Annotated in this window: 12 protein-coding genes and 1 pseudogene; 1 reads left to right on the top strand and 12 read right to left on the bottom strand. The window is 43.5% G+C overall.

The genetic code is table 11. From position 1 onward, the window contains the following. Positions 1-8 precede the first annotated feature (8 nt). The 4 genes and pseudogenes from V9W66_RS10905 to V9W66_RS10890 form a co-directional block, all read right to left on the bottom strand. Entirely contained in the window at positions 9-788 is a 780-nt protein-coding gene (locus V9W66_RS10905; RefSeq protein ID WP_144092940.1) for a YibE/F family protein, read from the bottom strand. Beyond that, positions 785-1,885, bottom strand: a complete 1,101-nt coding sequence (locus V9W66_RS10900) for a YibE/F family protein (protein ID WP_144092944.1) — start codon at positions 1,883-1,885, stop codon at positions 785-787. Before V9W66_RS10900 ends, V9W66_RS10905 begins: the two co-directional genes overlap by 4 nt. A 121-nt stretch (positions 1,886-2,006) precedes the next feature. Continuing rightward, positions 2,007-2,327: pseudogene (locus V9W66_RS10895) on the bottom strand (glucose PTS transporter subunit EIIB); the annotation flags it as partial. 86 nt (positions 2,328-2,413) lie between these two features. Continuing rightward, the gene (locus V9W66_RS10890) at positions 2,414-3,331 is read right to left on the bottom strand and encodes a sugar phosphate isomerase/epimerase family protein (RefSeq protein ID WP_144092942.1); all 918 of its coding nucleotides are present in this window, start codon (positions 3,329-3,331) and stop codon (positions 2,414-2,416) included. Positions 3,332-3,568: 237 nt separating this feature from the next. Between V9W66_RS10890 and V9W66_RS10885 the strand changes: the two genes are divergently transcribed. Beyond that, positions 3,569-4,894, top strand: a complete 1,326-nt coding sequence (locus V9W66_RS10885) for an IS4 family transposase (RefSeq protein WP_186290058.1) — start codon at positions 3,569-3,571, stop codon at positions 4,892-4,894. A 241-nt stretch (positions 4,895-5,135) separates the two neighbouring features. Here V9W66_RS10885 and V9W66_RS10880 read toward each other — a convergent pair whose 3' ends face one another. The 8 genes from V9W66_RS10880 to V9W66_RS10845 form a co-directional block, all read right to left on the bottom strand. Continuing rightward, positions 5,136-6,206 (bottom strand): sugar ABC transporter substrate-binding protein, encoded by a 1,071-nt coding sequence (locus V9W66_RS10880; protein ID WP_243121594.1) that lies wholly within the window; start codon positions 6,204-6,206, stop codon positions 5,136-5,138. A 51-nt stretch (positions 6,207-6,257) separates the two neighbouring features. After that, positions 6,258-7,220: an ABC transporter permease gene (locus V9W66_RS10875; protein ID WP_118608938.1), complete on the bottom strand. Its 963-nt coding sequence runs from the start codon at positions 7,218-7,220 to the stop codon at positions 6,258-6,260. Next, positions 7,217-8,731 (bottom strand): sugar ABC transporter ATP-binding protein, encoded by a 1,515-nt coding sequence (locus V9W66_RS10870; RefSeq protein WP_144092731.1) that lies wholly within the window; start codon positions 8,729-8,731, stop codon positions 7,217-7,219. The genes V9W66_RS10875 and V9W66_RS10870 overlap by 4 nt, the downstream gene beginning before the upstream one ends. 172 nt (positions 8,732-8,903) lie before the next feature. After that, complete coding sequence (locus V9W66_RS10865) at positions 8,904-10,325, bottom strand: hypothetical protein (RefSeq protein WP_144092729.1); 1,422 nt, start codon at positions 10,323-10,325, stop codon at positions 8,904-8,906. A gap of 5 nt (positions 10,326-10,330) precedes the next feature. Beyond that, positions 10,331-11,182 carry a sensor histidine kinase gene (locus tag V9W66_RS10860; protein WP_144092727.1) on the bottom strand — a complete coding sequence of 284 codons (852 nt, stop codon included), beginning with the start codon at positions 11,180-11,182 and terminating at the stop codon, positions 10,331-10,333. A gap of 21 nt (positions 11,183-11,203) precedes the next feature. Then, positions 11,204-12,811 (bottom strand): response regulator, encoded by a 1,608-nt coding sequence (locus tag V9W66_RS10855; RefSeq protein WP_144092725.1) that lies wholly within the window; start codon positions 12,809-12,811, stop codon positions 11,204-11,206. Positions 12,812-13,024: 213 nt separating this feature from the next. Further along, positions 13,025-15,025: a CHAP domain-containing protein gene (locus V9W66_RS10850; RefSeq protein WP_186289981.1), complete on the bottom strand. Its 2,001-nt coding sequence runs from the start codon at positions 15,023-15,025 to the stop codon at positions 13,025-13,027. A 31-nt stretch (positions 15,026-15,056) separates the two neighbouring features. Further along, positions 15,057-15,578, bottom strand: coding sequence for a cysteine hydrolase family protein (locus tag V9W66_RS10845; protein ID WP_144092723.1), 522 nt, complete (start codon positions 15,576-15,578; stop codon positions 15,057-15,059). Between the last annotated feature and the right edge of the window lie 64 nt (positions 15,579-15,642).

The following is a 15,642-nucleotide window of genomic DNA, read 5'->3' as shown; positions in this document are numbered from 1 at the left end:
TAAGACTGTTATATAACTTCAGATTTTTTTTCCGAACCGATATGGTGTATCTGTCGAATAATACATCTGATCGATACCGGGACGGTAATAAGGCAGGCCACCGCACCAGATAGCATGACTGCAACATCCTGGAATAGGAACTGGGAATTAAGAATGATCTCCAGGGTATATTGCTGTGTCTGAATGTATGAAAACAATAAAATAGTTCCTCCAAGATAAGCAAACAGCAGCGTATTTACCGTTGTACCGATAATTTCTTTCCCAACCTGATAGCCGGAAGCTGTAAGCTCTTTCGCTGTCAGACTGTTTTTATGAGTCCAGACTTCATATACAGAAGATGTTACAGATAATGCTGTATCGATAACAGCCCCAAGAGTACTGAAAACAGTTACAAATATTCCTACATGAAGCATGTTAATATGAAGATCCGTACTGTAATAATACATAAAATCGTCTTCCGAAATCTGCAGTTCATTTAACCCGTAACTTCCTGATCTCCATGTAATAATATAAATCGGAATAAACAAAAATAACATTACCAGCAGTGTAGCCAGAAAAGCCGCCCGCGTCTTTGGATTGTTTCCGTTCTGATAAAACAGAGAAATATAACAGACACCTGCACCTGCCACCAATATCAGGAGCAGTACAGGAAAACCGGCAGACATCAGCATAATTGAAAAAAACAAAATTACAATATTCCCCACCAGTGTCATAATTGACATGGCTCCACGCTCTCCGCCAATCAAGATCACCAGAAAAATTAAAATCAATGCAAGAAAAATGATCATTCTCTGACACCCCTTTTCCGTGATGGTATTTTCATAATCACTGAAGCAATAAAAACAGATACCGGTATTGCCAGTACAATTCCAATACTTTCTATCAGAAAACGACAGATATCATATGGAATGTGGTATCTCACGATCGTTATAAAGCTTACATCATTATTCATCTTAAGTATGAACATGGGAATCATGCCGCTTGCCAGAACAAACAGCAGTACATTTATCATGGTTCCCATAATATCATATCCGATTTCACGACCGGAATGTATCAGTCTTCTCAGAGAAACCGATGGATTTTTCCGCACGATCTCTCCTATTGCTGCGCTGATCGTCACCGTCACATCCATAATTGCACCGAGTCCTGTCAGCATAATATCTGCCCAGAATATATCCGCAGAATTGCCCATACTTCCAAGGTATTCCAGATTGGAATAATCCAGATCTCCGTACATATAAATAGAAAATTCAAACAATGCCATGATCAGAAACAGAACACACAGTGTTGAAAGAACTGAGGAAAATGTTTTTCTGTGAATTCCATTCAAGCAGATCAATGTAGTCAGTGAAAAAAGAACTGCGATGACATTACAGATATTTAAAATATTTTTTCCCCCTGTAAAAGCCTGAAATCCATACGCAAATATGACTGTATTCAGTATCAGTGATATGATCGTGTAAAATCCCTGCTTTCCTGTAATGCAGATCAGAAGAAAAAATAATCCTCCTGCCAGTAAGGCCAGATACCCATCCCTTTTTACAGAACGTATCGTTTTTCCGGGGCTTTCCTTTGAACCGCTTAAAAGAACGGTGTCTCCTTTATGATATTTCTTGGTCTGAACCTGAGAAGATGTATATTCATTAGAGACCGTTATTTTTTCCCCTTTATGCGAACCGTTTAATATCCGTGCCGTAATATTCTGAGTATAGTAATATTCTTTTGAGCCCCTGGTTCCTTCTCTGCTCAGAGTCTGTTTTTCTGTTACGGAACATATTTTTGCCAGCGGTGTATGATAAAATCGGGAATTACAGCAGGTAAACAGAACAAAAATAATATATATGCCGGCTAAAAGATATTTTTTATGAAATACACTGGATTTCATTAACTTCATTCCCCCTGTAGAAATATTGCAATCGTAAACGCACTGACCGGTTGCTTTTTATCGAAATAACATTTTACGCTTTTTGAAAGTATCGGTCAATATAAGGTATACAAAAAAGCCATTATTTACAAAGCGCAGAAAATGCATCTGCAACAAACTGAACCTTGGTTCCGATAATAACCTGTACAGAAGTTTTTCCAGGTTTGATCACGCCTGCAACACCTGCAGATTTGATCACCTTATCATTTACAGCTGTAATATCCTTAACCTCAAGTCTCAGTCTTGTGATACAGTTGTCGATGCTTGTGATGTTCTCTTTTCCGCCACAGCCTTCAAGGATCTTCGCGGCAATAGCAGTATAGTCATCATTTGCAAGCTCGATATTCTTCTCTTCCTCAAGATCGTCATCGTCTTCTCTTCCCGGAGTCTTCAGATCAAATTTTTCGGTTTTGTCCACATTTTTATCGGTATTTTTCAAAAAATAAGCTGTAGCACATTAATGCGACAGCTTATGTGAGAATATTCAGTTTACTTCAGCAGTTCTTTTCCAATCCTTTCTCTTGCCTCCGGAGCCTGTTTATTCATCTTCTCCGGGAAGCCGAACATGGATACACAGGCAATATTGTCACCGCCCACCTTCGGTGCATCCGGTGCAAGCTGCTTCTTTGCAAAATCCATTTCTCTTAAAGTACGGAAGATACCGTCAAAATCAACATCTCCCTCGCCCATGGCCAGATGCTGATGCACCGTCACATCTGCTTTTCCCCTTCCGTTCAGTGATGGCGGATTCAAAATGTACCGGCAGTCCATAGTCTGATTAAAGGTATCTGCAAAAAGCACATGAGTCAGTTCATCACCTGCATATTTCAGCATACTTTCCACATCACCCTTTCCCTGATCGTAGAAAAATCCGTGAGGGGAAGAATATACGTAACCAAGGTTTCTGGAGCGGAAGGATTTCACCATATCGCAGGTTTCATTATTCAGCTCACAGAAATCATAGGGATGAGACTGGATCTCCACACGAAGGCCTTCCTTTTCAATGATCGGAAGAAGCTCCTCCATGGATCGGAACCACATGCCATTGCAGATCTCTGACTGGTTCGGATCACCGGAAAGTTCGGTATTAATCACAGGAACTCCCATGTTTACTGCAATCTCGATCATTTTTTTCCAGTTGGCAACTGCAAACTGACGCTCCTCCTCTGTAGGACCGGACCAGCGGTAAACGCAGATGAAGGAAGAAATTTCCACACCGGTCTCACGCAATGCATCCCGGTATTCCTTTTCACATTCCTTCGAAAAAAGCGGATGCTTGTAAAAAGGATTGATCCTGGGGTGCGGAGACTGTTCAATATATTTGTAACCCCAGTCAGCAACCTGGTGGACCATACGGTTGATATCCATCTGTTTTGCCAGAACATCTACATCAAATGCAATTTTCATGTTAAAACCTCCCAATGTCTTCATTATATTTTAATCGAATCCAATAAGCCCTCTGCGGATCACAGATATCCGCCTGATCTTTCATATAAATTTTTCAGATGATCTCTCAGTGAAAACAGAAGGCGGGAAATTTACCCAATGCCATTTAGTTAGAACATAGTATTCCAAAAGATTGCAATGTATGGTAAAAAAGAATTATACATTGCAATCTTTTTTTATACAAAAGGAGGCTCGCTTATGAACTCTACTTTTGCTTCCAGTTATGAATTGCTCCTGTCTGCTATTTCTGAATTAGAACTTCAGAAGGATTCTTTTGTCCTTCACCCTGGCGTTGATTTTTCGAGAAAACGTAAGATTTCTTTTCGGGATACGATCCTCTCTCTTTTAACCATGCAGGGTGGCTCTCTTTCTACTACATCCCATGACTTTTTCCAGCACAGGCTTCCTGCTGATATCCCTTCTCTTTCCGCTATCCACCAGCAAAGGGCCAAGCTTCTTCCAGATGCCATGAATTACCTGTTTTATCATTTTACACAGAAACTTCCGGCAGGACATACTTATGATGGATTTCAGCTCCTGGCTTGTGACGGATCTGATCTGAACATCTGTTATGACCCTGCGGACAAAGAAAGCTGTAAACCTTCCGGCAATGGAAAAAGAGGCTCCAACCAGCTCCATCTCCATGCGCTGTATGATCTTTGTAATAAAAGATACACAGATATACGGATCGAAAAGACAATGGTCAGCAATGAATCCCGTGCCCTGGTACAGATGCTGGGAAATATCAGCACCCCTGCCAGAACGATCATACTGGCTGACCGGGGATATGAAACTTATCACGTTTTTGCCCATATCATGGCAAAAGGCCTGTCTTTTGTTATCCGTACAAAGGATATCTCCCGCAGGGGAGGGATCTCGTATGGTTTCCGGCTGCCTGACAGGGAACTGGACGAAGACCTGGATTTTTTTATCACACGGAGCACGGTACATTCAAAAAAAGATCCTGTCCACTATAAAAAACTTTCCTCAAGCTCCGTGTTTGATTTCCTGGATCTGGAAAAAGACGGAAAACAGGCAGTCTATCCTATGAGATTAAGAATGGTACGGTTTTTACTGGATACCGGTGGATACGAATGTATCGTTACGAATCTTGAAAGAGAAGCATTCCCTCCGTGGAGGATCAAGGAATTATACCATTTGAGATGGGGAATCGAAACATCATTCCGAAAATTAAAGTATAGCCTGGGGCTTTCCCAGCTTCATTCAAAAAAGGCGGGATACGTAGAACAGGAGATATACGCGCGCGTCATTCTGTATAATTTCTGTGAATCCGTTACCCCACATGTAAGTACTCATCAGAAAAAAACAAAATACGCTTACCAGGTGAACTTCACCATGGCTGTACATATCTGTAAAGCTTTCCTTCAAAAAAGCAGTCCTACGATCTCGCCTCATATCGAGACACTCCTGTTACGCTACCTGGTCCCGGTCAAGCCCGGCCGGAAATTTCCCCGTACCAAAAAGAGGAAAGGCTTTGTAAGCTTTGCATACCGAGTGTCCTAATATAAGAATACTATAACTTTTTTTGGATAAAAACACAAGTTATTTAAAGGATAAAAGTACGATTTCTACCCCAAAGGGGAAGTTTGCGTATTTTTTCCTCTCAAAGCACTCCAAATATCAAAACATTACAGAATGTAACATAAAGAATCATCTACAAAATGTTCTATCTAAATGGCATTGAAATTTACCTTCCCGCCTTCCGCCCGTTTTCATATATTTCGTATATTTGTATCTGTCTTACTTATTTTGCAATGGCATCCAGTGCTTCCTGAGCATTGTCTGCTGTGTAGTATACGTTATCTACGATCGTCTCGGAATCAACTTCCTTGCCATCCAGAAGGTCTGCGCATGCATCTGCTGCAAATTTACCCTGGTCAGCAGTACCCTGTGCCATGGTTCCCTGAAGCTTTCCATCCAGAACTGCCTGAAGTCCTTCCGATGTAGCATCGATTCCATATACTTTGATCTCTCCTGTCTTCTGTGCATCTGCGATGGCTTTCGCAGCACCTACAGCCATACTGTCATTCTGTGCAACTACTGCGCTGATCTCTTTTCCTGCGTTCAGCCAGTTCTCAACAATGGTAAGTGCCGGCTCTGTCTGCCACTCTGCAGTATCCTGGAATGCTACGGTTACATCCGGATAATCTGCAAGTACCTGGTCAAATCCTTCAGAACGTCCAACCTGTCCGTCAGAACCCATCGGTCCAAGGAGAAGAGCTACATTACCTTTTCCGCCGATGTCCTTCATAACCTCTTCCATAAGCTTGGAACCTGTGGTTGCCGCATCTGCACCTACATAGCAGTCAGCAGCTTCCGGATCACTGATTCTCTGGTTTACGATAACTACATTAACGCCTGCCTCTTTTGCAGCTTTAACAGATGGTACGACACCGTCAACAGATACCGGCTCGATGATGATACCTTCCACGCCAAGGGTGATAGCCTGCTCGATCTGATCTGCCTGATTCTGTGCATCCTGATTTGCATCGTAGATACTCAGCGCATAGCCTCTCTCTGCAGCCTCATCCTTTGCTGCATTGGAAAGAGTAACGGTAAACTCATTTGACATATGTGTCATAAAAAGAGCCATTTTCTTTTCGATAAGATCTCCGCTTCCTGCATCCTCGGATTCCTCTTTGGAAGCATCTGCTGTGCTGTCTGCCTCGGAACTGTCCTCAGAGCTGTCTGCTGCCGCACTCTCCTCTGTCTTTGTGTCAGAAGAAGAGCTTCCGTCGGATACCAAAGAGCATCCTGTCATCATGGATACTGTCATTGCCAGTCCCAGTCCTGCTGCGAGTAATTTTTTAAACATACCTTTTCCCTCCGTTATACATTTAATTTTTAATACTTACACTATTATTTTTTATTCCTGTTTTGCTTTGCCTCGTAAGTCTACATATACGGCAACTGCAATGATCACACCTTTGATGATCTTCTGATAGTTGGATGATACACCCAGGATATCAAGTCCGTTTCCGATAACTGCCAGGAACAGAGCACCAATGATGGTTCCGTACCATTTTCCGGCACCGCCTGACATACTGATTCCACCGATAACAACAGCTGCGATGGCATCCATCTCATATCCCTCACCGGCTGTCGGAGAACCCTGAACGGTTCTGGATGCAACCAGAAGTCCGGCAATACCTGCAAGTACACCGCAGATAGTATAAACAGCCAGTTTATAACGTTTTACATTAATTCCGGAAACCTTTGCGGTTGTCTCACTTCCACCGATCGCATATACTCTTCTTCCGAAAACCGTTTTTGTAAGAATGAATCCGCAGAAAAGAACGATCAGTATAAAGTAAACTGCCAGAAGCGGGATCTTTCCGAAAAGGAAAAAGCTTGTCATGTGCTCAAACGGTTTGTTCAGTCCGTAAACCGGAGAACCGTTACTTAAGATCAGTGCCAGGCCTCGGATTCCCGTCATAGTTGCCAATGTGATAACAAATGGCGGAAGATTCAGGTATGCAACACCAAATCCGTTGATCAGACCTACCACAGCACCTGCTGCCAAAGCTGCCAGGATCGGGACAAGGATCCCTCCGTCCGGATTCTGTGCACAATAGGCAGCTGCAACACCTGCAAAAGCAATGGTGGAACCGGCTGACAGGTCGATTCCTCCGGAAATGATCACGAACATCATTCCACAGGAAAGAATACCGTTAACTGATGCCTGCTTGATAATGTTAATCAGGTTTCGTGGTTTTGCGAATGCATCCGGTGAAATGATCATCAATACGATTACCAGTGCAAAAAACGCTATAAAAATACCAAATTCTTTAAAATTTATCTTTTTCTTTGTAGTCACTGCTGCTTTCATTCCTGTTTCCCTCCTGTTATATTAGAGGCATATCCCATGATCACTTCCTGAGAAAACTCCTCTCTCCGGACCTCGCCGTTGATCCTTCCTTCTGCCATGACCAGGATCCTGTCACAGATCCCCATAACCTCTGCCATCTCTGAAGATATTACGATCACCGCTTTTCCTTCTTTTGCCAGATTGTTGATCAGAAGGTAAATATCTCTTTTTGCTCCGATATCGATTCCTCTGGTAGGTTCATCAAAGATTATGATATCCGGTTCATCCAGAAGCCATTTGGCCAGTACTACCTTCTGCTGATTACCACCACTTAAATTACCTACAATGGCATTTCCGTCAGGAGTTTTGATCTTCAGCTCTTTGATATATTTCTCAGATACCTCATTGATCTTCTTATCATTTACGATTCCGTGGGTGGAAAGCTTTCCAATGGATACCGAAGCAATGTTTTCTTTTACGGAAACGATCAGGTTCAGTCCCGTCTGCTTTCTGTCCTCCGTGATCAAAGCCATTTTATTCTTAATGGCATCTGCTGAATTTTTTATATGTACTTCTTTTCCATGAAGGAAAATCTGTCCACCGGTTTTGGGATATAATCCAAAGATCGTCTCCACCAGCTCACTCCGGCCGGCTCCCACAAGTCCCGCAATTCCAAGTACCTCGCCCTTTCTCAGGGAAAAGCTGGCGTCCTGTACCTTCTTTCCTCTGGAAAGATTTTTCACCTCCAGGATCACATCTCCGATCTCTACCAGATCCTTTGGATAGATGTCAGTCAGCTCACGACCTACCATCATCTTGATCAGCATATCGTTATCCAACTCTTTTGCCGGTTTGGTTCCGATCCACTGTCCATCTCTCAGAACTGTGATGGTATCTGATATGCGGAAGATCTCATCCATCTTATGAGAAATGTAGATAATGGCAACGCCCTGTTTTTTCAGTCTTTCGATCTGCGTAAAAAGAACTGCTGCTTCTTTTTCCGTGATCGCAGATGTCGGCTCATCCATAACAATGATCTTTGAATTCAGCGAGATCGCCTTTACGATCTCTACCAGCTGCATTTCCGCCACACTCAGGGTGCGCATCTTTGCACGAGGATCAATGTCGATATTCATTTCCCTGAAATACCTGCCGGTCTCCTCTCTCATCCTAGCGATATCTACGATCTTCAGCTTCTCCATTCCTTTTTTGAGAAGCTCTCTTCCGACAAAAACGTTCTCCGCCACTTCCATGTCAAGAACCGTGTTCAGCTCCTGATGGATCATGGAAATTCCTTTGCTCATGGCATCCTTCGGTCCATGTATGACAGTTTCCTCACCTTCCAGAAAGATACTTCCCTGGTCTGCCTTGTAAATTCCCATGAGAATCTTCATAAGTGTGGATTTACCGGCACCATTTTCACCCATCAGGGCGTGTACCTCACCTGGTCTGACCTGAAGGGTAACATCCTCGAGAACCTTCACACCCGGAAATGACTTATAGATGTTTTTCAGCTCAAGAACATATTCCATAGATTTTCTCCCTTCCTCTCCTTTTTCCTCGCTTAATAACCATATAGGGGAATTAAAAATCCCTCCTGATAATGTTTTGGTTTGTTTATGAGCATATATTAAACAATTTATGCTCACTTTCCAACCGACATTTTTCATATCAGGGGGGATGATTTTTGGATTTTTATATTTTTCACACAATACACAGGCGATTTAAGAACTCTTTGTTGTTACATCTGCTGGAAATCCCACCTGCTTCTCCGGTGAGAAGAAGGATTCCCATGCCTTTTCCAAGGCACATCAGCATCAGTTCCATAACCTGGTCATACAGATAATATTCCAGACCGTTAAAAGGGAAAAAACAGATCAGGATTCCGGGATTCAGCATATACCACTTCAGATAAGAAAGGATCAGATAATCCTTCTGGGACCACTCGCCTGTTTTTTTCAGCATCTGTTCTTCTGAAAACCAGCGGCTGCTCTCCTGAAGGATATTCTGCTCCAGTTTTTTTCTTACCAGCCGCTTCCCGGCTTTTGATGCAAGAACCAAGCTTAAATTTTCCAGGCCTGTAAGATTTTTAAACAGGGTACTTTCCTTTCTGCTGGTAACAGAGGTCTGGATACCAATCTTTTTTCCAAGGTAATTTTTCAGAATTCCGGGGGTTACCTTCTTTCCGTCAATGCGGATCTCCCCTTTCTTCCACCTCTGTCCGCCAGTCAGCGTACTGACCAGCCTGCTGGCAGTTTTGTAATCGTTATCACGTATCACTGTGATCTCTCCGCTTCTCACCTGCAGAGAAAAAGACGCTTCATCCTGTTCATGAAAGCTTACCTGATCCATTTCCAGGATGATCCTTCCACTTCCGATCGTAACCGGTGCAGTACTTTTCCACATACCGGAAGACGCTGTATACATTTTTTCTTTTTCGTACTCATCCACACTGAGCCGGTAACAGATCAGACCTTTTTTCAGGATATCGATCCTTCCGGCATAGCGGAACAGAAATTCATGGCTCTGGTCCTGAATATAAACAGCCTTTCCTCTCTGAAGCAGAAGTTCACTGTATCCCATAAAATGTTCAATATCATCTGATCGGAGATACTCTGTCAGAAAACTGAAAACCATAATATCCACATTATACAGCCAGCACTGAAACAAAAATACTCTTCCGTAATCAATCGGGCTTAAATCACGAATGCGTTCCTTCCAGCTGATATCCCTGCACAACAACTCCTGCATTTCCAAAGCCTCCTGGCTTTGGAAACGTTTCTTCATTTCCGCACGTTCCAGAAAGCTTAGATTTCCTTTCAGAAAAAACAGATAATCTTCGACTGTCAGTTCCGGTGAATAATTAGTTTTTCGCTCCAGAACCGCAACCCTGTTGGAAATTTCCCGGTGTATAGAGCTGCTGTCCATCGGTTTCTCACAGATAAAAGCTTTTCCTATTTTCAGATCCATAGTCCCGCGAAAAAAATTCAGGATCATATCGGAATCTGAAATACTATCCGGAAAAATCCCCACGCATTCTCCTCTGGAAATTTCCAGATCCAGAATGATCTTTTTATTTTTTACAGGCAGAAGGCCATTTTCAATTCTAAGAAGTTCTTCTTTCATTTACGCTACCTCAGATTGATTTCTCCGTCATCGTAGATCAGCGGGAGAAGCATGCGGATCTCGGTTCCCATTCCTTCCGAACTGAACACATGAAGCCCGTAATCTTCTCCGAATAATAGTTTGATCCTGCTGTTTACATTGGGAAGGGCAATCCCACCCTTTCGGTTCCTGCCGTCTCCAAAGCGTTTCCTGGTACGATTCTGCGCAGAGAAGATTTCGTTGAGTTTTTCCATCTGTTCGGTATCCATACCTACACCATCATCCTTTACATAGATATAAAGAACATTTCGGCTGCTTTCCACTACCACCTTCACGGTTCCCTCTCCTGTCTTTTCTTCCAGGCCATGGGCAACCGCATTTTCCACAAGAGGCTGCAGCACAAGCCTTGGCATCCTGGCGCTTAAGAGCTCCTCATCATTCAGTTCCAGTTCCAGATTCATCCGATCACCGAAACGGAATTTCTGAATGGTAAAATAATCTTCCACATTTTCCAGCTCATCAGACAAGGTCACAAGCCGTTCCACATCCGTGATGGTATAACGAAAAAAGGTGGCCAGAGCTTCTGTGGTATCTGCGATCTGATCCACCCCTGCGATCAGGGCATCCGCACGTATGGCTTCCAGGGTATTATAAAGAAAATGAGGATTGATCTGGTTCTGCAGTGCCAGATACTCCGCCTGCTTCTGTTGAAAACGCATTTCCGGTCCGGCCTCCGTGATGCTTGTGATATCCCTGCAGAATTCTTCCAGCTCTCTGCATGACGACCAGTCCTCCCGAAGCACATTTTCCAGATTTCGGTCTTTATGAAACTGCTTCAGTTTTTTAATAAAACGAATGTATGTCATAAAACGGCTCATTGCACTCTAACAGGCCTCCTCCTATTGATACATTTTCTTATAATCGGATGGGCTGATCCCGGCATTCTTTTTGAACAATCTGGAAAAATATTTCAGGTCCTGATAGCCTACAGCCTCTGCCACATCATTCACAGACATCTCACCGCTGCAGAGGAGCTGTTTTGCCTTGTTCATGCGAAGCTCTGTTACATAGTCCAGAAAGTTCTTCCCTGTTTCCTTCTTGAAAACCGAAGAAAAATATGTAGCGTTAAATCCGATGTGTTTACTTACATCTTCCAGCTTCAGAGGCTCCAGGTAATGCTCCTGGATATATTTTTTGGCTTCTGTGATGGGTTTCTGTTCTTTTGTTTCTTTTTTCTTCTCAAAGTTTTCGATCAGATCGCAAGTATATTTTCTCAGGAGCCCAAACACTTCGGAGGTTGTGGTACACCTGTAAAATCCATAGATCAGAGCTTTTCGAATTTTGTCAATATCCAGTTTTTCATTCTGACGGATTCCTGTAAGGACTGCATCGGAAATTTCCATATAGCAGTCATAAATCTGACTTCCGGATGCCCTGCGAGCTGTCATGATTCCTTCTGTTCTGGCAACCTCCATGGAGATTTTTTTGCTGTCCAGATATTCTCCGATCTCCTGGAAATATTTCCGTTCCTCCGGAAGCATCTCATAATCTTCCTTCGTCACATTGTCCCCGTCATCCCAGGAAAGCCAGCCGCCTTTTCCGCCGGTGATGCGATTTTTGCAGAGCTGTACAGCCTCTTTCATGGACTGTGGAAGTTCCTGGATTCTGTGTTTCTCGCCACCCATTGCCATGGTGACAATGATTCCCCAGAAAAGATCTCTCTGATTTTCAATCTCTCTGCGGACTCGTGTAAGAAACTGGCGCAGCTGTACCGGGTCATACTTTTCTTTATAGATCACGACCATGATTCCTTCCGCATGAACAGCTGCCGCAGATTCATCCGCAAACTGTTCCAGCGCTTTCTGGACTACAGACAAAGACCGTTTCATCATGATCCTGTATGCATCCTCATGTTCTTCCGCAGAAGGAATATCCGGTTTTATAATGATCACCTGATAAATACCTTCATGAAAGTCACAGCCATATTCCTGATTCAGGCTTTCATAACCGTTCAGTTCTCTGTTTTCCTGTGCGTATTCCCGCAGATTATCTACCAGCTGTTCCCGTTTCTTCCACTCGTTTTCACGAAGCTGCCGGTCCACAGACGCTGTCCATGTATCCAGTCGTTTCTTCTTTTCCTCTTCTTCTCTGATACGGATAAGAAGCTGTGTCAGTTCCTCCGCATTGACCGGCTTCAGAAGATAATCGGTCACTCCGTATTTCAGCGCAGTCTGTGCATACTCAAACTGCCGGTATCCGCTTACCACGATAAAAACCAAATCCGGCCGTATTTCCTTAGCCCGACGGATCAGTTCCATTCCATCCACTCCCGGCATCCGGATATCTGTCATCAGAACATCCGGCTTCTCCTCCTCAATAAGCTGAAGTGCTCTTTCCCCGTCATTTGCAGTTCCTGCGATCTGGTAACCCAGCTTTTCCCAGTCCACGATCTTCTGCAGCAAAAGATTTACCTTCGGCTCGTCATCTGCAATGATTACTTTTAACATAATTTCCCCCGTTGTTTTTGTTACGATTTTTATCGGCACTTTTTGCTTGTATTTTTACAGATTATACCATATATGTAAAGCTTTGTCGGTCGCTTACTGCAAAATTTCAATCCGTTTTGAAATAAGTTCCTTCATATTTATCAAAAAAACTCCCTCACATATCAGTTTTTTCTGATACATGAGGGAGTTTCTGATTTATGACTGATCTATGATCTATTTTGCTTTATAACGGTAAACGGTTTTTACTGCTGTGCTGTCTTTAACAGTTGTCCAATCACTTTCGGAGGTGGTGGTCTGAGTCTGGAGTTTTTTGTTCTGGTACTGGTTCATGCGGTACCAGGCCTGGCCTCTGGCTCCGTGGCTTCCATAGGCGCCGTTACAGGTAGTTCCGCTGGAGCACCATACCCGGCTGCCGTTCCCTTTCCAGTTCAGCAGATAATAGGTAATGCTCGGGTCATCTCCATCTGCGCCGGAAGCAGCTACGGTTACCTGACTGGCTGCCACACTGTCAAAATGTACATAAGAGCCCGTCTGTGCGAAGTTTACATTCTGTCCGGTATTCGGTCCACAGAAATGATAGTAATAATATCCCACCAGCTGTCTGGAAGCAGATGTCTCCAGTGGTCTTACAGACTCATAAACACCACCATCATTGATATAACTGGAGGTTGTTTTCTGATAGGTGTGTTTATACTGGATCGTATATTTATCGGAAGTGATATTCTTTGGAAGAGTATCCACATAAACCCAGTTTTTAGGTTTCGCCTTGATCTTAAAAGTCTTTGTTACGGTTCCGCTGTAATTCCCCTTAAACTTCACCGTTACCTTATAAGTACCAACATTTTTTCTTCCCCGGGAATATGACACCTTGTAATTGCCGGAACTGATGGTTTTTTTATTCGCACCGGTTACTTTTACCTTCGGTGTTTTTACTTTTCCGTCGTATGTATAGCTTGTGGCAGAAAGCTTTATTGTCTTCGGATAATAGATGGTTTTCTTTCCGGTCACCGCACCGCAGGAGCAAAGATACTGCACATATCCGTTCCTGGATGTAGTTGCTTTCTTCACCTGTTTTTTGTAGCTGTGTTTATGAGCTTTTCCGGTGATCTTAAAGGTTTTTGTAACAGTTCCCGAGTAATTGCCTTTAAACCGAACTGTTACCCGATAAGTTCCAACATATTTTCTTCCGGCAGAATAGGTAACTGTATAGTTGTCTGCACTGATCACCTTATTGTTGCTGTCTGTAACCTTTATCGTTGGCTTTTTTACTTTTCCATTATAAGTATAGCTTGTTCTGGAAAGCTGTATTTTTTTCGGATAATAGATGGTCTGTTTATTCTGTATACTTCCGCATCTGCACTGCTCCTGTGTATATCCGTTGGCAGTGGTGGTTGCCTTTACTGTTACTCTCTGATAGCTATGTGTATGTGTGACCGGAGCTGCCTGGACAGTGAAATTCACAGAATCCGAAAATGTATACGCATACTGTGCATGATTCACAGATGCCACCGCTACCCTGTAATTCCCCGCCGGCAGTGTGCAGGACCAGCTTGTTCCATTCACTCCATACTGAAATTGCGTCGGATTGGATTCTCCTGCTTTATACACATATACATCATAATATCTGGCATAGCTTGTTGCATTCCAGGAAAACGTTGTGGTCTGATTCGCTTTTCCCGGATTCACGCTCACATATGGCTTGCCCGGTACACGAACGCCCGGATAGATAAAGCCAAGCAGCACCTTGTTGGAATCATAAGGGCGCCTTCCTCCGACTGCATTGGTCAGTGTATATCCATATGCAACTCCATGAGAGGATGTCTGATCTTTGTCCGTTCTTCCTCCCTCATCTACCGTAAATCTGTTGTTTCCAAGATTAGCTGTTACATAAGCAACATGTCCGTAATAATCTCCGCTCCATACAGCAATAGAACCGGGAACAGGCTCATTTCCTACTGCATAGCCCTGATTGATAGCATCTTGCCACCAGTTTACCGTATTTCCCCATGAAGGCAATGCGATTCCCTGTCTGTCATACACGCACTGCCATGCAAAGCGTGTGCAGGGGATCTCGTATAAGCCATCTCGATCCACATCCTGTGTTGTAGGATAAAGATTACCTGCTGCTGTTACCGTTGCTGCCGGTACCGCACTGAAGGCAGTTACTGCGGACAGCGCAAGGACCATTAATTTTTTCAGAAGCTTCTTTTTCATAGCTTTCTCTTTTCCTGCGGTTTCATCCTTCTTACCGGATAATCCTGATCTGGCACGCCTCCATGGCTTTCAGTGCATTCTCATGACTCTCCGGTGTTACACCTGCGCAGCATGTGGCATCAACACAGATCGGCACTTCCGGAAGGGATGCCTTGATCAGAAGGGCATTGGAGATCACACAGATATCTGTGCAAAGTCCCACAAGAGTAATACTTCCGATTCCTTCATCTTCATCGATCATAGTCAATTCCCCGGCAAGATCTGTGGAGCCGAAGGTTTCTTTGTCAATGGGTTCTGTTTTCCTTAAGGTGTCCAGTTCTTCCCGGATCTGCCATCCATCTGTGCCCCGGATACAGTGAGGAACCGGAAGGTTTTTCCCTTCCTGTGTCTCCAGATAATACGTTTCATGGGTATCCCTTGTGAAAAATACCTTTCCTTCAAAATTCCGGATCTTCTCCTCCACCTTCGGAACAATGGCAGCTGCCTCTTTCGTGCCAAGTGCACCATCGATGAAATCATTTTGCATGTCTACTACAATGAGAATGTTCTGCATGTTTGTCACCCCTTGTTTCATAATTTATTTCTGTCCGGCAAGTTTATGATACCTTTATTGTGCA

It is taken from the genome of Blautia massiliensis (ex Durand et al. 2017) (genome assembly GCF_051861785.1).
In the GTDB taxonomy this organism is placed as follows: domain Bacteria; phylum Bacillota; class Clostridia; order Lachnospirales; family Lachnospiraceae; genus Blautia_A; species Blautia_A luti_A.
This window is presented reverse-complemented; position numbering and strand designations above follow the sequence as displayed.